The sequence below is a fragment of the Pelagivirga sediminicola genome (assembly GCF_003072125.1).
Taxonomy (GTDB): Bacteria; Pseudomonadota; Alphaproteobacteria; order Rhodobacterales; family Rhodobacteraceae; genus Roseovarius; species Roseovarius sediminicola.
Window position 1 is genome coordinate 147,120 of sequence record NZ_QCYH01000007.1, and the last position, 20,232, is coordinate 167,351.

Below are 20,232 nucleotides of genomic sequence, written 5' to 3' on the forward strand. Positions count from 1 at the left end.
GATTTCCGGAGACTTGCATGCTGCGCGCCTTGATTGCGGCCCTGACGCTGGCCCTGTCCGTCACCGCGCTCAAGGCGCAGGATACGGGGCTGAAGCGGCTGGATACCGGCGATGACGGGCGCGGCTGGGAGGCTGTGGGCAGGCTCGATCTGGCCGGGCGGGGGTTTTGCACCGGTGCGCTGATCGCGCCCGATCTGGTGCTGACGGCGGCGCATTGCCTTTTTGACAAGGAAACGGGCGCGCGGCTGAGCGATGAGAAGATCGAGTTTCTCGCCGGTTGGCGCAATGGCCGCGCCTCGGCCTATCGCTGGGTCAGGCGGGCGGTTGTGCATCCCTCCTATGCGTTCGGCGGCGATATCGCGGCCGAGCGGGTGCGCAATGACGTCGCCCTGCTGGAGCTGCGCCATCCCATTCGCAACGCCCGCGTCGTGCCGTTCGGCACTGACAAGCGCCCCCAGACCGGCCAGCGCGTCGGCGTTGTGAGCTATGCGCGCGGCCGGTCCGAGGTGCCGTCCTTGCAGGAGGTCTGCGACGTGATGGCCAATCAGGAGGGCGTTCTGGTCATGTCCTGCGACGTGGATTACGGCAGCTCGGGCGCGCCGATCTTCACGTTCGACGGCGGCGCGCCGCGGGTCGTGTCCGTGGTCTCGGCGATGGCCGAGGTGGACGGGCGCAAGGTGTCGCTGGGCACGCAGCTGGAGGTGCCGCTTGAGATGCTGCGCGCCGAGCTGGCGCAGGGTATCGACCGCCGCGCGGGCAGCGGGCCCTACATGGCCGTGGTCGGGCACGCGCGCGAGACCGGCGCCAAGTTTGCCAAGCCATGAGGCTGCGCGCGGCGTCATTTTGTGCGGCGCTGCTCTGCGCGGTGACGGCGCTTCCTGCGGCGGCGGGCGGGCTGATCCGGCTGACCGACCGCGATGATCTGTTCGGCTGGGAGGCGGTCGGCCGGCTGGAGCTGGGCGCGGCCGGGTATTGCACCGGCTCGCTGATCGCGCCGGCCCTTGTGCTGACGGCCGCGCATTGCGTCTATGACAAGAGCCACGCGCCGATCGCGGCGGAGGCGATGACCTTTCGCGCGGGGCTGCGCGATGGCGAGTTCATCTCGCAAAGCGGCGTGGCGCAGGTGGTGGCGCATCCGGGCTATGCGCCCGGCGCGACCCTGACGGGCGAGATGGTGCGGCACGATGTGGCGCTGCTGAAGCTGGCCGATCCGATCCCATCGGCCGTGGCCGGCCCCTTCGCGCTGGCGGGTGCGGGCCGGGCAGGCGCGCGTGTCAGCGTGGTGTCTTACGGGCGCGGGCGCGACGCGGCGCTGTCATGGCAGCGCGATTGCGGCATCATCGCGATGAACAGGGGCGTGATGCAGTTTGACTGCGATGTCACTTTCGGATCCTCCGGCGCGCCGGTTTTCATGCGCGCGGCGGGCGGAAACGCGCGCATCGTGTCGCTGATTTCATCGGGCGGGCAGGACGCGGCCTATGGCATGGAGCTGCCCGGCATCGTGGCCGATCTGAAACAGGCCATGCGCGCCGCAAAACGCATCACCACGGCAGCGCCGCGCCGGGTGCAGGTGGGACAGGGCGGCGGCGGCATCGGCGCGAAATTCCAGAAGCCGTGAGGCGCGCGCGACACTTGAAACTGCCGCGCCGCTTCCCCAGATTAGGAAGGCCGGACGCCTGACGGGTCCGCGCAAACCTCTGCCTGTCCCATTCGGGAAGGCATCCATAATGGTATCGCTCAATGGAGGATGACCCATGCGAAACTTTGATCTGGCCCCGCTTTACCGGGCCACTGTCGGCTTTGACCAGATCGCGGACATGATGGACCGCGTGTTGACCAACGATGTCGCACAGCCGACCTATCCCCCCTACAATATCGAAAAGACCGCGGACGATGCGTGGCGCATTTCCATCGCCGTCGCAGGCTTTGCCGAGGCCGATCTATCGGTCGAATTGCGGCAAGGCGCGCTGATCGTGGCCGCCCGCAAGGCCGAAGAGCGTGAAGAGCGCACGTATCTGCATCGCGGTATCGCGACGCGCGCATTCGAGCGGCGCTTCCAGCTGGCCGATCATGTCCGCGTGACGGGCGCGACCCATGCCGACGGCATGCTGCACATCGATCTGGTGCGCGAAGTGCCCGAAGCGCTCAAGCCGCGCCGCATCGCGATCGAATCGAGCGGCGCAAGCGACAAGGATGTCGTTGACGCGAAATCGGTAAACTAAAGCGTGTCGCTTTCAACCTGAGCCATCAGCGAGAGCGAAACGCCTTGAGACGCAAGCGCCCCGCCGGATATCCGGCGGGGCGCGCTGTTTTCCTCGCGAAGAAAACCGGTCCCGAAAATTCTGCGAATTTTCCGGGACCGGCCTGCATCAGACCGACATGCAGATGTATTTCATCTCCAGGTAATCCTCGATGCCGTGATGGCTGCCCTCGCGGCCAAGGCCGGACTGCTTGACGCCGCCAAAGGGCGCGACCTCGGTCGAGATGATGCCGGTGTTCACGCCGACGATGCCATATTCCAGCGCCTCGGCCACCTTGTAGACGCGGCTGAGATCCTTGGCGTAGAAATAGCTGGCAAGGCCGAAGATCGTGTCATTGGCCATGGCGATCACGTCATCCACATCGTCGAACTTGAACAGCGGCGCGAGCGGGCCGAATGTCTCGTCCGTGGCGAACTGCATGTCCTGCGTGGCGCCGGTGATGATGGTCGGGGGCAGGAAGTGCCCCTCGCGCTGGGCCGGCTCGCCGCCGCCGAGGATGACCTTGCCGCCCTTGGATTTGGCGTCGGCGACATGCTCCTGCACCTTGGTGATTGCGTCGGCGTTGATGAGCGGGCCGAGGGTGACGCCCTCTTCCAGACCGTCGCCCATCTTCAGCTTTTCGGTCGCGGCCTTCAGTTTCTCGGCGAATTTATCATAGACGCCCGCCTGCACATAGATCCGGTTGGCGCAGACGCATGTCTGGCCGTTGTTGCGGAACTTGCACATGATGGCGCCCTCGACGGCGGCATCCAGATCGGCGTCGTCAAACACGATGAAGGGCGCGTTGCCGCCCAGCTCCATCGAGCATTTCATGACCTGATCGGCGGCTTGCTTGAGCAGGATGCGGCCCACTTCGGTACTGCCGGTAAAGGTCAGCTTGCGCACGGCGGGATTCTCGCAGAACTCCTTGCCCACTTCGGACGAGCGCGACGAGGTGACGATGTTGAACACGCCCGCCGGGATGCCCGCACGCTCGGCCAGAACGCCCATGGCGGTGGCCGACAGCGGCGTTTCAGCGGCCGGGCGTCCGACAAAGGCACAGCCGGCGGCCAGTGCGGGCGCGGCCTTGCGCGTGATCATCGCGTTGGGGAAGTTCCAGGGCGTGATCGAGGCGGCAACGCCGATGGGCTGCTTGATGACCGTGATGCGCTTGTCGCGCTGGTGGCCGGGGATCGTCTCGCCGTAGACACGCTTGGCCTCTTCGGCGAAAAACTCGATGAAGGAGGCGCCGTAGGCGACCTCGCCCTTGGCCTCGGCCAGCGGCTTGCCCTGCTCGGCGGTCAGGATGGTGCCCAGATCGTCCTGATGCTCCATCATCAGGTCGAACCATTTGCGCAGGACGTTCGCACGCTCCTTGCCGGTCCACTTGGCCCATTCCTTCTGCGCCTTTTCGGCGGCGGCGATCGCCTCGGCCACTTGATCGCGGCTGAGGTCGGCCACTTGCGCGATCACGTCGCCGCGCGCGGGGTTCTTGACGTCGAACGTCTTGTCGCCGCTGACCCACTTGCCGTTCACATAGGCCTTGTCGGCCAGAAGCTCGGGATCCTTGAGCAGGGATTTCAGATCGGTCTTGCTCATGTCATGCATCCTTTCGGGTTGTATTTATGCGCAGCCAAAGCACCTTGCGCCGCGCTTGTCCAGATCTGCGGCGCCGCGCCGGTCAGTTATCGCCCAGATATCGCGACTGCACGCGCGCCCAGGCTTCGCTGCGCAGATAGCTCAGAAGCGCGCGGTTCATGGGCTCGCGCAGGTCTGAATCCGTGGGAAGGGCGATGCCGTAATCCTGCCGGCCCAGCGTATCCTCCAGAATGCGCACGTCGCCGTCATAGTCCTGCGCGGCAATCCATTGCATCAGCGGCTTGTCATAGACGACCGCGCCGATCTGGCCCTCCAGCAGGGCGTCAAAGCCTTCGTTGATCGTCTCGAACCGCGTCAGGCGTCCGCCGCGCCGGGCCATTTCCTCGGCCCCGGTGGTGCCGGTGACCACGCCGACGCGGTAGTTCTTCAGGTCGGCCGAGCTCTGGATCGGGGCGCCAAGGCTGCCGACGGTCAGCGAGGCGGCGATGGCGGCGGTAAAGCTGGCCACGATCAGCATGGCGGTGAACATCCAGATGACGCCCACGATCCGCCCGCCCAATGTGCGCGGCGACTTGTCGCCGTAGCCGACGGTCGTCATCGTGACGGCGGCCCACCAGAAACCGTCGCCCAGACCAAGTGCCGGGTTGCGCGGGAATTCCTCGTTGCTGCGCCGCTCGAACGCCCAGACCGCGGCGCCCGCGGCCAGAAGCACTGCCGACAACGTGGCGATGGCGACCGCGAACTGCCAGGTGAAGAGGTTGCGCACCACCTGAAACCAGCCGCCGCTGGCGTCCGGGTCAACGGCGATGCCCAGCCCGGTGGTATAGTAGGAAAAGGTGAAATCCAGATCCGCTTCGCGCGCAGGCGTGATGGTGATTGCGGCTGCGGCCGCGTCCACCTCGCCCGCCTTCACGGCGTCCAGCATTCCGTCCAGCGTATCCTCGCGCCACTCCACCACGCGGCCCAGATCGGCGGCGATGGCGGTGACCGCGTCGATGGCGATCCCGGCCCACGCGCCGTCCGGATCGACAAAGGCGAAGGGCGGCGCGTTTTTGGTGGCGATGACCAGCGGGCCGGCGGACGGCTCGGCGCTGTCTGAGCTATCTTGCGCCCAGCCGGGCAGCGCGCCCAGAAAGAGGGCCGCGATCAGCGCCAGCGTCCGGGTGAGTATGCGAATGCGATATGTCGGCAAGGCGTGCGGCCTCCCTTTTTTTGCCAGAATGGACGCGTTATCGGGATTTGGCGCGCTTGGCGCAAGTCTCTGCTGCGCGTCCGGCGCTAACCGGGAAAGCGCGCGGACCAGCTGGGCAGGGTGTCGCCGGGGGCGGGGCGTGCCAGATAGACCGCGCGCGCGATGGCGCGGGCAAGGCAGTTTGCTGCGGCGTGGCCCAGCAGGAGGGTGCCTGCGCCGCCCGCGTCGCGCGCGCCGGTGCTGGCGGCAAAGACCAGATCCCCGTCCATCGGCGTATGCGAGGGCAAAAGGGCGCGCGCCATGCCGTCATGCGCGGCGGTGGCCATGCGCGTGCATTGCGACTGGTCCAGCGCGGCATCGGTGGCGACGATGGCGATGGTCGTGCTGCCGCCGCCCATCTTGGTGCGGGGCAGATGAACGTCGCCAAAGGTGCGGGCCGGGCCCAGCCCGCCGAACTCGCCCGCCATCTCGAAAGGCGCGGCCCAGAAATGCGGGCCGCCATCCACGGTGGCCGATCCCAGCGCATTGACCGCCACCAGCGCGCCGACGGTGTGGCCCGATGGCAGAACGCAGGACGCCGAGCCTAGCCCGCCTTTCAGCGTCGCGGTCAGCGCGCCGGTCCCGGCGCCCGCGCTGCCCAGATCGAACGCGGTGGCGCAGACGGCCAGTGCCTGCGCGCCCAGATTGCCATACGGGTTCTGCGCCCAACCCTTGGCGCCGCCGTTCAGCAGATCGAACAGGATCGCCCCCGGCACGATCGGCACGCGCATGCCGCCCACCGCAAACCCGCGCCCGGCGCGGCGCAGCGCGTCCGCCACGCCCGATGCCGCATCCAGCCCGAAGGCCGAGCCGCCCGACAGCACCAGCGCGTCCACCTGTTGCACGGTGCGGTCGGGGGCCAGCAAATCCGTCTCGCGCGTGCCGGGCGCGCCGCCCATGACATGCACGCCGGCCGTGAACGGCGCATCCGCCGTCAGCACCGTCACGCCCGATTTCAGAGCGCCGTCCTGCGCGTTGCCGACGCGCAGCCCCGCCACGTCGGTTATCAGGTTGAGCGGTCCGGGGCGCGCTGTCATTGGCATGTCTCCTGCTGCGTGCAAAACATCTTGCCAGATTGCGCCGGATCGGCAAGAACGGCCTCAGGCCGGAGCGGTGGCGCCGCTCGCCCGAATCAGGGATCCCCGATCGGGCCAAGGCCGCATATCACAACAGTCCTGAACGCCGGGACCTTTCTGTTCAAGGAAGGTTTTTATGACTGATCGTCCCGAAATGTACCGTTTCCACAACGGCGAAAAAGCCCCGCTTCAGTTCGAGGCGTCCGAATACGACGCCCGCCTGTCGAAACTGCGCGCGCGCATGTCGGATCTGGGTGTCGATGTGGCCGTGTTCACCTCGATGCACAACATCGCGTATTACAGCGGCTTTCTCTACTGCTCCTTTGGCCGCCCCTACGGCCTTGTCGTCACGGCCGATCAGGACGTGACCATCAGCGCCGGCATCGACGCAGGTCAGCCCTGGCGCCGCAGCCATGGCGACAACATCACCTATACCGACTGGCAGCGCGACAATTACTGGCGCGCGATCCTGTCGGTCTCGGGCGAGGGGCGCGTCATCGGCTATGAGGGCGATCACCTGACGCTGCTTCAGAAATCCAAGATGGACAGCTTCCTCAAGCCGTCCAAATCGGTCGACATCGCGCCCACCACGATGGTGCAGCGCATGCACAAGAGCCAGGCCGAGCTGGATTTGATCCGTCGCTGCTGCAAGGTGGCTGACGTGGGCGGCTACGCCATCAAGGACGCGATCAAGGTCGGCACGCGCGAGATTGACGTGGCCATCGCGGGCCGCGACGCGATGGAGCTGGAGATTGCCAAGGAATTCCCCGATGCGGAATACCGCGACACATGGGTCTGGTTCCAGTCGGGCATCAACACCGACGGCGCGCACAACCCCGTCACCGCCCGCAAGCTGGAGCATGGCGATATCCTGTCGCTGAACACCTTTCCGATGATCAGCGCCTATTACGTCGCGCTGGAGCGCACGATGTTCGTGGGCGAGGTGGATGATGCATCGCTGAAGATCTGGGAGGCGAACATCGCCGCGCATGAATACGGCATGAGCCTGCTGAAGCCGGGCGCGACCTGTGCCGAGGTGACGCACAAGATCAACGAGTTCCTGGAAGAGCGCCAGCTGCTGCAATACCGCACCTTCGGTTATGGCCACAGCTTCGGCATCCTGTCGCATTACTACGGCCGCGAGGCGGGTCTGGAGCTGCGCGAGGATATCGACACGGTGCTGGAGCCCGGCATGGTCATCTCGATGGAGCCGATGCTGACCATCGCCGACGATCAACCCGGCGCAGGCGGCTACCGCGAGCATGACGTGCTGATCATCACCGAGGACGGCAACGAGGATCTTACCGGCTATCCCTATGGCCCGGATTTCAACGTCGTCGGGTAAGATACCGGCCGCGACGGAACACAACAGGCGGCCCGCATCGGGCCGCCTGTTTTCATTAACCCAGACGTGTCATTGCGGGCCCGCGGGCCCGCCGGTCAGACCATTGCCATGATGCGCGCCGGGCCGCCGGTGCCGCCGGCATGCTTGGGCGCGCCGATGATCAGCGTGGCCCCCTTTGGCGGCATCTTGTCGAGGTTGGCGACACATTCGATTCCGAACCTCCCCGACGAAAGCCAGGCATAATGCGTGGCGAAATCGGTAGAGGCGCCATGATCCAGCGACAGCGTATCGACCGCGATCGAGCGCGCGCCGGTCTGCTCCATCAGCATCTGCGCCGCCTCGACGTGAAAACCGGGAAAGTGCATGACTTCGCCATCCGAATTGCGAAACCCGTCACTGTCCACCTTGGCGCCCCAGCCCGAATAAAGCGCAACGCAGGCATTGTCGGGAATGTCCCCATTCGCGGAAATCCAGGCGTTCAGATCGTCCGGCGTCACCTGCGCATCCGCATCTTCGGCGGCGCGCGCGGCAATGTCGATCACGCATAGGGGCGCCACCAGACTGCTGACGGGAATTTCATCGACCGAGGCGCCGTCGGCCGAAAAATGCAAAGGCGCGTCGATATGCGTGCCGGTATGTTCGGCAATCCGCAGGTTGAACAGGTTGAACCCGTCATCGGCAAAGTTGAATTGCTGGTCCATTGCGAAACCCGGCACGCCGTCGAAGGTGGGAAAGGCATCGCTCAGCGTGTGGGTCATATCCTCGACCGTGCCGTGGCCCGCGGCCATGGCTGGCGGAGCGATCGCACTGCCGAGCGCAGTGGCAGCGCCCGCGCCCGCAGCGACGGTGAAGAAACTGCGCCGCGAAAGCATGCGGTCCTTGACCGCGTTCATAAGGCAGGCGTTGCACATGGCGGAACTCCTTGGAGAATGGCTGATGCCGACAGCCTATCACGCGCGCGGCATCTGTCACGGATTATCAGCGGGCAATACGCGCGCCGGACAGGAGGCCGGGGTCGATGCGCGAACGCTGAATCATGGACAATCCTGACGCAGACGATAGACATGACTGGACCAGACTAGGAAAGGCGCGCCCGTGCTGGCATTGCTGAAACTGATCGTTATCGGTGGCGTCGTCCTGACGGTGATCTACGTTGTCCTGTCGATCTGGTCGCGCCGGGTGCGGCGCGGCGAGCTGGAAGCCGAATGGCTGATCGCGGGCCGACCGGGGGACGAGGAGGCATTTGTCGCGGGGGGTCTAAAGGAATATGACAGCTCGCTGCGTCGAAAATTGATCTTGGGCGTTTACGTGGTGCCGGTATCGGTGATCGCGATCATCGTGTATTTTACGAATTTCAATTGAGGGGGCCCGAATGGTCTATGTAAAATGGGTTTTCTGGGGCGTGTTCTGGGTCGCGGTCATCGCGTTCCTGCATTACACGTTGCCTCAGCACGACATCGCGCGCATCACGGACACTTATGAAAAACGCGTCGATTTCGGGGAAAACTCGATTTTCTGGGCCAATTCGGACAGCGGCAACGCCGCCGCGCCAACCAATCGCGACGTCTTTTTCATCCAGGCGTTCCGGACCAACGACAAGCCGATGATCTATCGCAACGAGGATACCGGCTGGGGCTGGCCGCCCTATTTCAAGTTCGACACCTCGAACCTGCAGGCCGAAGCGTCGGATCTGATGTCCAAGCGCAGCGCGGGGTCGGCGCAGTGGGTGTCGATCACGCATTACGGCTGGCGCAACGAATTCCTGTCGATCTTCCCGAACGCGATTTCGGTCAGACCCGTCGCGGGGCCGGATGTGCGCATCATCCCGTGGTTCAACATCATCCTGCTGACCCTGCTTGCCGCCCTTGCCTGGGGCATCTGGGCGCGGTGGAAGAAATACTGGTCGCGCCGCGAGAAGCGCAAGTTCGACGAATACACGGACGGCTGGGGCTGACGCTTTTCGCGTAAAATCCGGCGCCGGCATCGGGCCAGATTGCGCCGGGCATAGGTCCGGTCTAGCGTCGGAACATGGCAATTCCGGTTGATACGTTTTTCCTCGGCCCCGATGGCGAGGGCACCTTGCAGGCGCGCATCCAGCAGATGATCGCCGAAGGCATCCTGTCGGGACGGCTGAAAAAGGGCGAGCGTCTGCCGTCGTCGCGCAGTCTGGCGGCGCATCTGGGTGTCAGCCGCATGACGGTGACGCTGGCCTATGCCGATCTTCAGGCCAGCGATTATCTGTCGGCGCGCGATCGCTCGGGCTATTACATCTCCGCCAACGCGCCCGAGCCGCCGCGCTTTGCCTCGCGCCCGGCCGGCGAGGACCGCATCGACTGGTCGCGCGCGCTGGGGCGCCGTTTTACCGGGGGCGCGACGCCGGACCGGCCGCTGAACTGGGCGGATTACCCTTATCCCTTCCTCTACGGGCAAACCGATCCGAAGCTGTTCGATCATGCCAACTGGCGCCATTGCGCGCTGCGGGCGCTGGGCACGCGCGATTTCCACGCGCAGGCCACCGATTACTATGATCAGGACGACCCGAAGCTGATCGAATTCATCACCCGCCACACCTTGCCCCGGCGCGGCATACTGGCCGAGCCGGATGAGATCCTCGTGACGATGGGCGCGCAGAACGCGCTGTGGCTGACCGCGCAGGTGCTGCTGACCCAGCGGCGCACGGCGGTGGTCGAGGATCCGTGCTATCACGGTTTGCGCGATATCCTGACGCAATCGCGCTGCCATACCGCCGCGGTGCCGGTGGATGCGCGCGGCCTGCCGCCCGATCTGCTGCCCGACCATGCGGACGTGATATTTACCACGCCCAGCCACCAATGCCCGACCAATGCCACCATGCCGATGGCGCGACGCCGCGCGCTGCTGGCATCGGCGCGGGACATGGACGCGCTGATCGTCGAGGATGATTACGAATTCGAGATGGCGTTCCTGAACGCGCCGTCCCCGTCGCTGAAATCGCTCGATCGGGACGGGCGGGTGATTTACGTGGGCAGCTTTTCCAAGTCGATCTTTCCGGGCCTGCGCCTTGGCTATCTGGTGGGCCCGCGCCCCTTCATCCGCGAGGCGCGCGCGCTGCGGGCCAGCGTTCTGCGCCATCCGCCCGGCCTGATGCAGCGCACGGCGGCCTATTTCCTCAGTTTGGGGCATTACGACAGCCTGATCCGCCGGATGTCGCGCGCCTATGCCGAGCGGCGCCGCGTGATGGAGGCGGCGCTGGCGCAGCATGGCCTGACGGTGGCCGGGCGCGGCGTGCATGGCGGATCATCCATCTGGATGCGCGCCCCTGAAGACGTGGACATGGGCGCCGTTGCAGATGCGCTGCGCGGGCAGGGCGTCCTGATCGAGCCGGGCGCGTCCTTCTTTCACGGCGCGGCGCCGCCGCGCAATTACTACCGCCTTGCCTATTCGTCGATCCCGCCGGGGCGCATCAATGCCGGGATCGCCCTGATTGCCGCCGCGCTGCAAGAATGTGGGTGACAAGCGGGACCGAGTTCTGCTTACCTCGCAAAAGGACAGGACAATTTCCCGCCCGCCCGATGGAAGGCCGCAACGCCGTGACGCAGCATCAGCCCGAGCTTGACCTTAGCCCGCCCGTCTCGGACGAGGTGCGCCGCACGACCTGCTACATGTGCGCCTGCCGCTGCGGCATCAACGTGCATATGAAGGCGGGCAAGGTCGCCTATATCGAGGGCAACCGCGATCATCCGGTCAACAAGGGCGTGGTCTGTGCCAAGGGCAGCGCCGGCATCATGCAGCACAATTCGCCCGCCCGCCTGCGCGCGCCCCTGCGCCGGGTCGGGCCGCGCGGATCGGGCGAATTCGAGGAAATCAGCTGGGACGAGGCGCTGAGCCTCGCGACCGACTGGCTGGCGCCGCTGCGCGCGACGGCCCCCGAGAAGCTGGCGTTTTTCACCGGGCGCGACCAGTCGCAGTCCTTCACCAGCTATTGGGCGCAGAATTTCGGCACGCCCAATTACGCGGCGCATGGCGGGTTCTGCTCGGTCAACATGGCGGCGGCGGGGATCTATACGATGGGCGGCGCGTTCTGGGAATTCGGCACGCCCGATTGGGAGCATACCAAGCTGTTCATGCTCTTCGGCGTGGCCGAGGACCATGACAGCAACCCGATCAAGATGGGGATCGGCCGGCTCAAGGCGCGCGGCGCGCGGGTGATCGGCGTCAATCCCGTGCGCAGCGGCTATAACGCGGTTGCCGATGACTGGGTCGGGATCACGCCCGGCACCGATGGGCTGTTCATCCTCAGCCTTATCCACGAGCTGATGAAGGCGGGCAAGATCGACGTCGATTACCTGTCGCGCTACACCAACGCGCCGGTGCTGGTGAATGGCGATGCCAAGTCGCCCGACCACGGCCTGTTCCTGCGCGATGAGAACGGCAAGCCGCTGGTGATCGACCGCAACACCGGCAAGCTGGCCGCCTTCGATGCGCCCGGCATCCGCCCCGATCTGCACGCGACGCACCGCGCCGCGGGCGTCACGCACCGGCCGGTCATGCACCTGATGGCCGAGCAATATCTCGATCCGAAATACGCCCCCGAAGCGGTGGCCGAACGCTGCGGCCTGACCGTGCAAAAGATCAAGACGATCGCCGCTGAACTGGCCCGCGTCGCCTTTGACGAGGCGATCACGCTGGACCGGGAATGGACCGATTTCCGCGGCGAGACGCACCGGACAATGACCGGCCGCCCGGTCAGCTTTCACGCGATGCGCGGGATTTCCGCCCATTCCAACGGGTTCCAGACCTGCCGCGCGCTGCACGTTCTGCAGATCCTTCTGGGCAGCGTCGAGGTGCCCGGCGGCATGCGTTTCAAGCCGCCCTATCCCAAGCCCGTCAGCGCCCATCCCCGGCCGCACAGCAAATGCGCCCCCGGCACGCCGCTGGATGGCCCGCACCTGGGCTATCCCGCAGGGCCGGACGATCTGTGCCTGCGGCCTGATGGCAGCCCCGCGCGCATCGACAAGGCGTTTACGTGGGAAAACCCGCTCAGTGCGCATGGCCTGATGCATATGGTGATCTCGAACGCCCATGCGGGCGATCCTTACAGGATCGACACGCTGTTTCTCTATATGGCGAACATGGCGTGGAATTCGTCGATGAATGTCGGCGGCGTCACCGAGATGCTGACCGATAGGGGCGAGAACGGCGATTACGTCATCCCGCGCATCATCTATTCGGATGCCTACTCCAGCGAGATGGTCGCCTATGCCGACCTGATCCTGCCCGACACCACCTATTTGGAGCGTTTCGACTGCATCTCGCTGCTGGATCGCCCGATCAGCGAGCCGGACGCCGCCGCCGACGCGATCCGCTGGCCGGTGGTCGCGCCGGACCGCGATGTGCGCGGCTTCCAGTCGGTCATGTGCGAGCTGGGCGCGCGGCTGAACCTGCCGGGCTTCGTGACCGAGGATGGCGGCCAGAAATACGCCGACTACGCAGATTACATCACGAACCACCAGCGCAAGCCGGGCATCGGCCCGCTGGCGGGCTGGCGCATCGGCGATGATGGCATCACCCACGGGCGCGGTGCGCCGAACGCGGCGCAACTGGACAGCTATATCAAGAACGGCAGCTTCTGCGTGCTGCCCATCCCGGATGAGGCGCAATATTACAAGCCGTGGAACATGGCTTATCAGGACTGGGCCGTGCGCACCGGGATCTTCGACACGCCGCAGCCCTATATCTTCGATCTTTATTCCGAGCCGCTGCGCCGTTTCCAGCTGGCCGCCGAAGGGCACGGGGCGCACCAGCCCCCCGATGCCCTGCGCGGGCGCATCAAGGCGACGATGGCGCCCCTGCCCATCTGGTATCCCGCACTGGAGGACGGTCACGTGGACGGCGAGGAATTCCCGATCCACGCCCTCACCCAGCGTCCGATGGCGATGTATCACTCCTGGGGAGGGCAAAACGCGTGGCTGCGCCAGATCCACGGGCACAATCCGCTCTACCTGCCGACGAACCTGTTCCAGAAACACGGGTTCAGCGATGGCGACTGGGCGTGCGTCACGTCCGCCCATGGCGAGATCACCGTGCCGGTCGCGCATATGGCCGCGCTCAACCCGCACACTGTCTGGACATGGAATGCCATCGGCAAGCGCAAGGGCGCCTGGGCGCTGAGGGACGGCGCGCCCGAGGGGACCCGCGGCTTCCTGCTCAACCACATCATCCACGAGCTTTTGCCGCCCAAGGGCGATGGCCTGCGCTGGGCCAATTCCGACCCGGTAACGGGGCAGGCCGCATGGTTCGACCTGCGGGTGAAGATCGAAAAGGTCGCCGCCCCGGATCAGGCTTATCCGGCGATGCCGCGCATCGCGTCGCCTGTCGGGCAGGGGCCGGGGGAACTGGCGTGGAAGGTGGGGCCATGAGGCGCGCCCGTCTTCATCTTGGCGCAAATACTCCGGGGTCCGGGGCAGCGCCCCGGCCTGCCTGCGCCATCTTGCACGAAGGCCGCGCATCATGACCCGGCTTCCCGAAACCACCCAGCGCAAGCTGGGCCTTGTCATCGATCTGGACACCTGCGTCGGCTGCCATGCCTGCGTCATTTCCTGCAAGGGCTGGAATACCGAGAATTACGGCGCGCCGCTCAGCGATCAGCGCCCCTATGGCGCGGACCCCAGCGGCACGTTCCTCAACCGCGTGCACAGCTACGAGTTGCAGCCGCTGGCCACCTCCGCCGCGCCGCATCCGGCGGCGCAGCTGGTGCATTTTCCCAAATCCTGCCTGCATTGCGAGGATGCGCCCTGCGTCACCGTCTGCCCCACCGGCGCCAGCTATAAACGCGCGGAGGACGGGATCGTTCTGGTGAACGAGACCGACTGCATCGGCTGCGGCCTCTGCGCCTGGGCCTGTCCTTATGGCGCGCGCGAGATGGACGCGGCAGAGGGCGTGATGAAGAAATGCACCCTCTGCGTCGATCGCATCTATAACGAGAACCTGCCCGAGATCGACCGCGAGCCTGCCTGCGTGCGCACCTGTCCCGCAGGCGCGCGCCATTTCGGCGATTTCGCCGACCCCGGCAGCCATGTCAGCCGCCTGACCGTCGAGCGCGGCGGGTTTGACCTGATGCCCGAGCAGGGCACCAAGCCGGTCAACAAATACCTGCCGCCCCGTCCGCGCGACACTCTGGAGCAGACAGACATTCTGGCGCCCTTCCTTGAGCCCGTCGCCGAGGAGCCGCGAGGGTTCGCCGCATGGCTGGATCGCGCGCTGGAGGCGCTTTGAGATGCATCCGGCGCCGTCCGTCATCATATTCACGACGCTGTCGGGTCTTGGTTTTGGCCTGTTGGTCTGGCTGGGTCTGGGCCTGCTGGTGCCGACCGGCTGGGTCGCGTTCGCCTTCTTTGTCATCGCCTACCTGCTGGCGGTGGGCGGGCTGATGGCCTCGGCGTTTCATCTGGGGCGCCCCGAACGCGCGCTCAAGGCATTCACCCAATGGCGCACCAGCTGGCTGAGCCGCGAGGCGTGCGTGTCGGTCGCGGCGCTGGTGGTGATGGCGCTCTATGGCGCGGGGCTTGTGTTCTTCGATCAGCGCTGGGCGCCGCTGGGCTGGCTGGGGGCGGCGCTGTGTCTGGGGGTGGTCGGCATCACCTCGATGATCTACGCGCAGATGCGCACGGTGCCGCGCTGGCGCAGCTGGCTGACGCCCGCGCTTTTCCTTGCGCTGGCGCTGGCGGGAGGTGCGCTGCTGTCGGGGCAGACGGTTCTGGCGCTGGTTCTTCTGCCGGTCGCGGCGCTTGTTCAGATCGCATGGTGGCTGCGCGGTGACCGGGCGCTGGGGCGGTCCGGCACGGACCTGGCGACGGCCACGGGGCTGGGCGGGGCCGGCACCTTGCGCGCGTTCGAGCCGCCGCATACAGGCACGAACTATCTGACGCGCGAGTTCATCCACGTGGTCGGGCGCCGCCATGCGCAAAAGCTGCGCAGCATCGCCTTCGCGCTTGGCTATGTGTTGCCGATCCTGCTATTGGGCCTGCCCTTGCCGCATCTGGCGGCGGCATTGGCGGTGCTGTGTCACGTGGCGGGCATCTTCGCCTCGCGCTGGCTTTTCTTCGCCGAGGCCGAGCATGTCGTCGGCCTTTACTATGGCAAGCGCGGCGCATGAGACCGCCGCGCCAGAGCCGCGCCGTCTGAAAGGATCACCGTCCATGAGCGACCGCAAAAATCGCCCGCTGTCCCCGGCCACGCGCCTTGCCCAGGCGCTGCATCACGTGGAGGAGCGGACCGGCGCGCTGACCCCGACGATCCAGCTGTCGGCCACCTATGCGCGCGGCGCCGATTATGCGCCGCGCCAGCCCTATATCTACCGCCGCGACAGCAACGAGACGACCGAGCATGCCGAGGCGATCATCGCCGATCTGGAAGGCGCGGCGGCAACGCTGCTGTTCGCCTCCGGCATGTCCGCCGCGGGCGCGGTGCTGGAGGCGCTGCCGTCCGGCGCGCATGTGGTGGCGCCGGGCGTGATGTATCACGGCGTGCTGCAACAGATGCAAAAGCACCAGACCACCGGGCGCCTTGCGATCACGCATTACACCGCCGGCGATCTGGACGCGATGAAGGCGGCCATCCGCCCCGGCCAGACCGCGCTGATCTGGGTCGAGACGCCGAACAATCCCGACTGGACCGTGACGGACATCGCCGCCGCCGCCGCCATCGCGCATGAGGCAGGCGCGCGGCTGATTACCGACTGCACCGCAACGCCGCCCTGCTGCACCCGCGCGCTGGAGCTGGGGGCCGACATCTCGTTCCATTCGGCGACGAAGTATCTGAACGGCCATTCCGACGTGACCGCCGGGGCGCTTTCGGTGCGCCGGGCAGGCGCGCTGTGGGATGCCATCGCCGATGTGCGCAAGCTGCAGGGCACGGTCCTGCACAGTTTCGATGCGTGGCTTTTGATCCGCGGGATGCGCACCCTGACGTTGCGGGTGGAGCGGCAGACGGAAAACGCGCTGGCCATCGCGCGGCATTTCGAGGGGGATCCGCGGCTGGAGGCGGTGCTGTATCCGGGCCTTGCGTCCCATCCCGGCCACGACATCGCCCGGCGTCAGACGGACGGCATGTTCGGCGGCATGCTGTCGATCATCGTAAAGGGCGGCGAGCGCGCCGCCATCGACACGGCGCTGGCGTGCCGATTGTTTTATCCCGCGACGTCGCTCGGCGGTGTCGAAAGCCTGATCGAGCATCGCAAGACGGTGTCGGGCCCCGGCTTTGACGTGCATCCGGCGCTTCTGCGCCTTTCCGTCGGGATCGAGCATGCCCCGGACCTGATCGACGATCTGGAGCAGGCATTGGATGCGGCGACCTGAGCGACCACAGCAGGCGGCTGTCAAGCGGCCGCTTGCCCCCGTTTCGCGATTCGTCATATAAATGCCTGATTGCCAACGGATATGGGCCAACGGTATGTCACTTGACCTGAAAGAGGCGGTCAGCCTTTCGCCTGACACGCTGCGCCGGAATGACATTTTCGCCAACGCGATCAAGCACAGCCGCTTGCCACTGTGCATTACCGATCCGACCCTGCCGGACGAGCCGATCGTTTTCGCCAATCAGGCATTTTGTGATCTGACCGGCTATGACGAGGACGATTTCATCGGTAAGAACTGCCGTTTCCTGCAAGGCCCGGAGACAACGCGCGAAAGCGTCGAGGCCATTCGCGCGGCGCTGGACGCGCGCGAGGTGACGATGATCGAGATCGTGAATTATCGCAAGAATGGCGAGAAATTCATCAACGCGCTGCAACTGGGCCCGGTTTACAACGACGATGGCGAGCTGATCTTTCGCTTCGGCTCGCAGATGGACATCTCGGTCACGCGCGAGCGCGAGCGCCGCGAGGCGGAATTGCGGACGTCCGAACTGCTGCACCGGCTCAAGAACATCGTCAACGTGATGAGCGTCATCATCAAGATGACCGGCCGCAGCGAGGAGAATCCCGAGGATTTCAGCGACAAGGTGATCGGGCGCCTTCAGGCATTGGGGCAATCGCATTTCCAGACGCTATCGGCAGAGCCGGGCGCCGCGCTGACCTTTGCGCAGCTGGCGGAAACCCTACTGCTGGCCTATGCGCCCCTGGGCGAGCGGCAGGTGAGGTTTCATGGCGACGAGGTATCGCTTTCGGGCGCGGTGGTCACATCGCTGACCTTGTTGCTGCATGAATTGGCGACAAATTCGGTCAAACACGGCAGCCTTGGATCGGCCGAGGGGCATGTCGATCTGACCTGGACCGTGCCCGATGATGGCGTGTTCCACATGATCTGGAGCGAACGCGGCGGGCCCGAAGTGGCCGAGCCGACCCGCCAGAGCGGCGCCGGGATCGTGTCAAACCTTGTGGCGGCGTCTAACGGCGCGCTCAACTTCGACTGGCAGCGCGAGGGGCTGATCGTCACGCTGGACCTGCCGATGGAGGATGGCGCCTGACGGGCATCGCGACGGGCATCGCGGCCGTCAGGTATCGCCGCCGCCCGTGGTGCCAAAGCGCCCTTCGGCCCATTTCGACAGGCGCAGCATCGGATAGCAGTAGATGAAATAGAAGACCGCGATCAGGCTGTAGATGAACATGATGTCGCCGGGCATCCGCATGATCGCCACCTCGCCCTGACGGGTCAGCTCGGATATGCCGATCACCGACAGGACCGCCGTGCTCTTGATCACGATGACATAGATGCTGGCCATCGGCGGGATCGTCAGTTTCAGCGCCTGGGGCACGACGATATGGCGATAGGTCTGCGCCCGCGTCATGCCGACCGAGCGCGCGGCCTCGGCCTGACCCTTGGGCACGGCATTGATCGCGGCGGCGACGATTTCGGTCACGTAGCTGGAGGTATAGAGCGACAGCGACACGATGGCCGCCATGTAGCTGTCGAAGGACAGCCACGCGATGCCGGTCGCGGGCAGCACGAAATAGACGATGTAGAGCTGCACAAGGTAGGGCGAGCCGCGCAGCAGGTGCAGATAAAGATTGATCACCCCGTTCAGCAGCCTGAAGCCGGTGGTCTTGGCCACGCCCAGCACAAAGCCGATGGTCGATCCGATGAGAATGGCGATGATCGAAATCTGGAAGGTCAGCCACAGCCCCTTCAGCAGGAAGGGATAAAGCTGAACCACGATGTCCCACTTGTCAGTGATCCATTCCATGCGCCGCCCCCCTCAATTCGCCTGCCAGGCGCTGCCGCCCAGACGGTTTTGCACGATGCCCGACAGGACCAGCATCATCGCGTAGATCGCCAGATAGCAGATAGCGACGGTGACATAGCTTTCGGTCGCGACGACCGTTTCGGAGAACATCAAAAGGCCCGCGCCCAGCAGCTCGAACACCGCGATGATGCTGAGCAGCGAGGTATCCTTGATCAGCACCGCCGTCTGGCCCAGAAGCGGCGGCATCACGTTGGCGATGGCTTGCGGCAGGGTGATATGACGCATCGTCTGGCGCGGCGTCATCCCGACCGACAGCGCGCCCTCGATCTGTCCGCGCGCGACCGAGCCGATGCCGGCGCGAATGATCTCGCCCATATAGGGGGACGTGTGCAGCGTCAGCGCGATGATGCCGGACTGCACCTCGTCAAACAGCATCCCCGAGGGCATGATCGTAGGCAGGCCGTAATAGACCAGGTAGATCTGAACCAGCAGCGGCGTGGCGCGGATGAACTGGATATAGCCCGCAACCGGGCGCCACAGCAGCGGATTTTTCGACATGCGCGCCAGCGCCAGCAGCGTGCCGAAGATCAGCGACAGCGCAAGGCAGACGGCCGAGATCCACAGCGTCTGCCAGATGCCTTCTGCAAAGACATCCGCATATTCCGACACCAGCCGGAGATTGAAGTAATCCTGAAGCCAATTCATCGGCGCGGTGCGGTCCTGCTTGTGATGCTCGAAGGTGTGGGGCGGGGGCGCCGGGGCGCCCTCCGCCTGCTGCGCTTACTTGTGATCGGCTTCCCAATCGGTGGAATTCCACCAGTAGGCAATCTTCTCATCCAGGCGTCCGTCGATGCGGATCAGGCGCATGTAGTTGTCGAGGCTGTTCAGCAGATGCACCGAATCGGGGCGCACGGCAAAGCCCAGCGGCTCGCGGTTCAGCTCGCCCTCCAGCAGCTTGATCCCCTCAATCGACGACTGAAAGCCCGACAGCGTGGCCTTGTCCGTGACACCGGCCGTCGCGCGGCCCGACATCACCGCCTGCACCGCCTGCGCGGTGCCGCCGGAGAACTCCTTCAGCTCGGCCTCGGGCAGGAACTTGCGCGCGGCGGAGGCATAGGAGGACGCCTGCGTCGCGGCGAGCGACACGTCCGCCTTGTTCAGATCCTCCCAGCTGGTGTAGTCCGAGCCTTCCTTGACGAAGGCGACCGTCTCGGCGAAGAAAACCGGCTCGGTGAACATGATCTGCATCGAGCGCTGGGCGGTCGGTGTCATGTCGGCGGCGATGAAATCGGCCTTGCCCGAGGTCAGCGCGGGGATCAGGCCCTTCCAGTCGTAATCCTGCACGACCAGCTTGACGCCCATGTCATCGGCCATCATCTGCGCTAGTTCCACGGCAAGGCCCGTGCGCTCGCCGTTTTTGTCGATGAAGCTGACGGGGGGGCCTTGGGTCTGCACGGCGATGGTCATCTCGCCGGTGCGCACGATCTTTTCCATCGTCGTCTCGGCCCATGACGCGGCGGCCATTGCGGCCATGACCGCGCCGCCAGCCAATGCGGCAGTCAGGTTCTTAAGGTTCATTTG

19 protein-coding genes are annotated in these 20,232 nt (G+C 65.5%); 12 read left to right on the forward strand and 7 right to left on the reverse strand.

Translation table 11 applies throughout. From position 1 onward, the window contains the following. The first annotated feature begins 17 nt into the window (after window positions 1–17). The 3 genes from DC366_RS13215 to DC366_RS13225 all read left to right on the forward strand — a co-directional run bounded on the left by DC366_RS13215 (window position 18) and on the right by DC366_RS13225 (window position 2,222). Window positions 18–824: a trypsin-like serine peptidase gene (locus tag DC366_RS13215; protein WP_108692685.1), complete on the forward strand. Its 807-nt coding sequence runs from the start codon at window positions 18–20 to the stop codon at window positions 822–824. Further along, the gene (locus DC366_RS13220; RefSeq protein ID WP_108692686.1) at window positions 821–1,618 is read left to right on the forward strand and encodes a trypsin-like serine peptidase; all 798 of its coding nucleotides are present in this window, start codon (window positions 821–823) and stop codon (window positions 1,616–1,618) included. The genes DC366_RS13215 and DC366_RS13220 overlap by 4 nt, the downstream gene beginning before the upstream one ends. Before the next feature lie 136 nt (window positions 1,619–1,754). Then, entirely contained in the window at window positions 1,755–2,222 is a 468-nt protein-coding gene (locus tag DC366_RS13225) for an Hsp20 family protein (RefSeq protein WP_108692687.1), read from the forward strand. A 147-nt stretch (window positions 2,223–2,369) separates the two neighbouring features. On the opposite strand, the gene DC366_RS13230 is transcribed toward DC366_RS13225, so the two are convergent. The 3 genes from DC366_RS13230 to DC366_RS13240 all read right to left on the reverse strand — a co-directional run bounded on the left by DC366_RS13230 (window position 2,370) and on the right by DC366_RS13240 (window position 6,107). After that, a complete protein-coding gene (locus DC366_RS13230) occupies window positions 2,370–3,839 on the reverse strand; it encodes an NAD-dependent succinate-semialdehyde dehydrogenase (protein ID WP_108692688.1) in 1,470 nt (489 codons plus the stop codon). Between the two features lie 82 nt (window positions 3,840–3,921). Then, a complete protein-coding gene (locus DC366_RS13235; RefSeq protein ID WP_165802910.1) occupies window positions 3,922–5,031 on the reverse strand; it encodes a transporter substrate-binding domain-containing protein in 1,110 nt (369 codons plus the stop codon). Window positions 5,032–5,117: 86 nt separating this feature from the next. Next, window positions 5,118–6,107 (reverse strand): P1 family peptidase, encoded by a 990-nt coding sequence (locus DC366_RS13240; RefSeq protein ID WP_108692690.1) that lies wholly within the window; start codon window positions 6,105–6,107, stop codon window positions 5,118–5,120. A gap of 175 nt (window positions 6,108–6,282) precedes the next feature. Here DC366_RS13240 and DC366_RS13245 point away from each other — a divergent pair, with 175 nt between their 5' ends. Beyond that, window positions 6,283–7,491, forward strand: a complete 1,209-nt coding sequence (locus DC366_RS13245; RefSeq protein ID WP_108692691.1) for an aminopeptidase P family protein — start codon at window positions 6,283–6,285, stop codon at window positions 7,489–7,491. 95 nt (window positions 7,492–7,586) lie between these two features. On the opposite strand, the gene DC366_RS13250 is transcribed toward DC366_RS13245, so the two are convergent. Continuing rightward, on the reverse strand, window positions 7,587–8,402 hold the full coding sequence (locus DC366_RS13250; protein WP_108692692.1) for a cyclase family protein: 816 nt from the start codon (window positions 8,400–8,402) through the stop codon (window positions 7,587–7,589). A gap of 184 nt (window positions 8,403–8,586) precedes the next feature. Between DC366_RS13250 and DC366_RS13255 the strand changes: the two genes are divergently transcribed. From DC366_RS13255 to DC366_RS13290, 8 genes are all read left to right on the forward strand, one after another. After that, window positions 8,587–8,853: a hypothetical protein gene (locus tag DC366_RS13255; RefSeq protein WP_108692693.1), complete on the forward strand. Its 267-nt coding sequence runs from the start codon at window positions 8,587–8,589 to the stop codon at window positions 8,851–8,853. A 10-nt stretch (window positions 8,854–8,863) separates the two neighbouring features. Further along, entirely contained in the window at window positions 8,864–9,445 is a 582-nt protein-coding gene (locus DC366_RS13260; RefSeq protein WP_108692694.1) for a DUF1523 family protein, read from the forward strand. Between the two features lie 74 nt (window positions 9,446–9,519). Beyond that, window positions 9,520–10,983, forward strand: coding sequence for a MocR-like pyridoxine biosynthesis transcription factor PdxR (gene pdxR, locus DC366_RS13265; RefSeq protein ID WP_108692695.1), 1,464 nt, complete (start codon window positions 9,520–9,522; stop codon window positions 10,981–10,983). A gap of 77 nt (window positions 10,984–11,060) precedes the next feature. Further along, window positions 11,061–13,889, forward strand: a complete 2,829-nt coding sequence (locus DC366_RS13270; protein WP_108692733.1) for a molybdopterin oxidoreductase family protein — start codon at window positions 11,061–11,063, stop codon at window positions 13,887–13,889. Between the two features lie 91 nt (window positions 13,890–13,980). Continuing rightward, window positions 13,981–14,745, forward strand: coding sequence for a 4Fe-4S dicluster domain-containing protein (locus tag DC366_RS13275; protein WP_108692696.1), 765 nt, complete (start codon window positions 13,981–13,983; stop codon window positions 14,743–14,745). 1 nt (window position 14,746) lies between these two features. Beyond that, window positions 14,747–15,625, forward strand: a complete 879-nt coding sequence (locus DC366_RS13280; RefSeq protein WP_108692697.1) for a dimethyl sulfoxide reductase anchor subunit family protein — start codon at window positions 14,747–14,749, stop codon at window positions 15,623–15,625. Between the two features lie 43 nt (window positions 15,626–15,668). After that, on the forward strand, window positions 15,669–16,826 hold the full coding sequence (locus DC366_RS13285) for a trans-sulfuration enzyme family protein (protein ID WP_108692734.1): 1,158 nt from the start codon (window positions 15,669–15,671) through the stop codon (window positions 16,824–16,826). A gap of 94 nt (window positions 16,827–16,920) precedes the next feature. Beyond that, the gene (locus tag DC366_RS13290; protein ID WP_165802911.1) at window positions 16,921–17,934 is read left to right on the forward strand and encodes a PAS domain-containing protein; all 1,014 of its coding nucleotides are present in this window, start codon (window positions 16,921–16,923) and stop codon (window positions 17,932–17,934) included. Window positions 17,935–17,961: 27 nt separating this feature from the next. Here DC366_RS13290 and DC366_RS13295 read toward each other — a convergent pair whose 3' ends face one another. The 3 genes from DC366_RS13295 to DC366_RS13305 form a co-directional block, all read right to left on the reverse strand. Next, window positions 17,962–18,651, reverse strand: a complete 690-nt coding sequence (locus DC366_RS13295) for an amino acid ABC transporter permease (RefSeq protein ID WP_108692699.1) — start codon at window positions 18,649–18,651, stop codon at window positions 17,962–17,964. Window positions 18,652–18,663: 12 nt separating this feature from the next. Then, the gene (locus tag DC366_RS13300) at window positions 18,664–19,356 is read right to left on the reverse strand and encodes an amino acid ABC transporter permease (RefSeq protein ID WP_108692700.1); all 693 of its coding nucleotides are present in this window, start codon (window positions 19,354–19,356) and stop codon (window positions 18,664–18,666) included. A 75-nt stretch (window positions 19,357–19,431) separates the two neighbouring features. Further along, window positions 19,432–20,229, reverse strand: a complete 798-nt coding sequence (locus DC366_RS13305; RefSeq protein WP_108692701.1) for an ABC transporter substrate-binding protein — start codon at window positions 20,227–20,229, stop codon at window positions 19,432–19,434. Between the last annotated feature and the right edge of the window lie 3 nt (window positions 20,230–20,232).

What these genes read in the sequence shown, in the direction of transcription:
- DC366_RS13215 (WP_108692685.1), top strand. Translation starts at nt 18, where the DNA reads ATGCTGCGCGCCTTGATTGCGGCCCTGACGCTGGCCCTGTCCGTCACC.
- DC366_RS13220 (WP_108692686.1), top strand. Translation starts at nt 821, where the DNA reads ATGAGGCTGCGCGCGGCGTCATTTTGTGCGGCGCTGCTCTGCGCGGTG.
- DC366_RS13225 (WP_108692687.1), top strand. Translation starts at nt 1,755, where the DNA reads ATGCGAAACTTTGATCTGGCCCCGCTTTACCGGGCCACTGTCGGCTTT.
- DC366_RS13230 (WP_108692688.1), bottom strand. Translation starts at nt 3,839, where the DNA reads ATGAGCAAGACCGATCTGAAATCCCTGCTCAAGGATCCCGAGCTTCTG.
- DC366_RS13240 (WP_108692690.1), bottom strand. Translation starts at nt 6,107, where the DNA reads ATGACAGCGCGCCCCGGACCGCTCAACCTGATAACCGACGTGGCGGGG.
- DC366_RS13245 (WP_108692691.1), top strand. Translation starts at nt 6,283, where the DNA reads ATGACTGATCGTCCCGAAATGTACCGTTTCCACAACGGCGAAAAAGCC.
- DC366_RS13250 (WP_108692692.1), bottom strand. Translation starts at nt 8,402, where the DNA reads ATGTGCAACGCCTGCCTTATGAACGCGGTCAAGGACCGCATGCTTTCG.
- DC366_RS13260 (WP_108692694.1), top strand. Translation starts at nt 8,864, where the DNA reads ATGGTCTATGTAAAATGGGTTTTCTGGGGCGTGTTCTGGGTCGCGGTC.
- pdxR (WP_108692695.1), top strand. Translation starts at nt 9,520, where the DNA reads ATGGCAATTCCGGTTGATACGTTTTTCCTCGGCCCCGATGGCGAGGGC.
- DC366_RS13275 (WP_108692696.1), top strand. Translation starts at nt 13,981, where the DNA reads ATGACCCGGCTTCCCGAAACCACCCAGCGCAAGCTGGGCCTTGTCATC.
- DC366_RS13280 (WP_108692697.1), top strand. Translation starts at nt 14,747, where the DNA reads ATGCATCCGGCGCCGTCCGTCATCATATTCACGACGCTGTCGGGTCTT.
- DC366_RS13285 (WP_108692734.1), top strand. Translation starts at nt 15,669, where the DNA reads ATGAGCGACCGCAAAAATCGCCCGCTGTCCCCGGCCACGCGCCTTGCC.
- DC366_RS13290 (WP_165802911.1), top strand. Translation starts at nt 16,921, where the DNA reads ATGTCACTTGACCTGAAAGAGGCGGTCAGCCTTTCGCCTGACACGCTG.
- DC366_RS13295 (WP_108692699.1), bottom strand. Translation starts at nt 18,651, where the DNA reads ATGGAATGGATCACTGACAAGTGGGACATCGTGGTTCAGCTTTATCCC.
- DC366_RS13300 (WP_108692700.1), bottom strand. Translation starts at nt 19,356, where the DNA reads ATGAATTGGCTTCAGGATTACTTCAATCTCCGGCTGGTGTCGGAATAT.
- DC366_RS13305 (WP_108692701.1), bottom strand. Translation starts at nt 20,229, where the DNA reads ATGAACCTTAAGAACCTGACTGCCGCATTGGCTGGCGGCGCGGTCATG.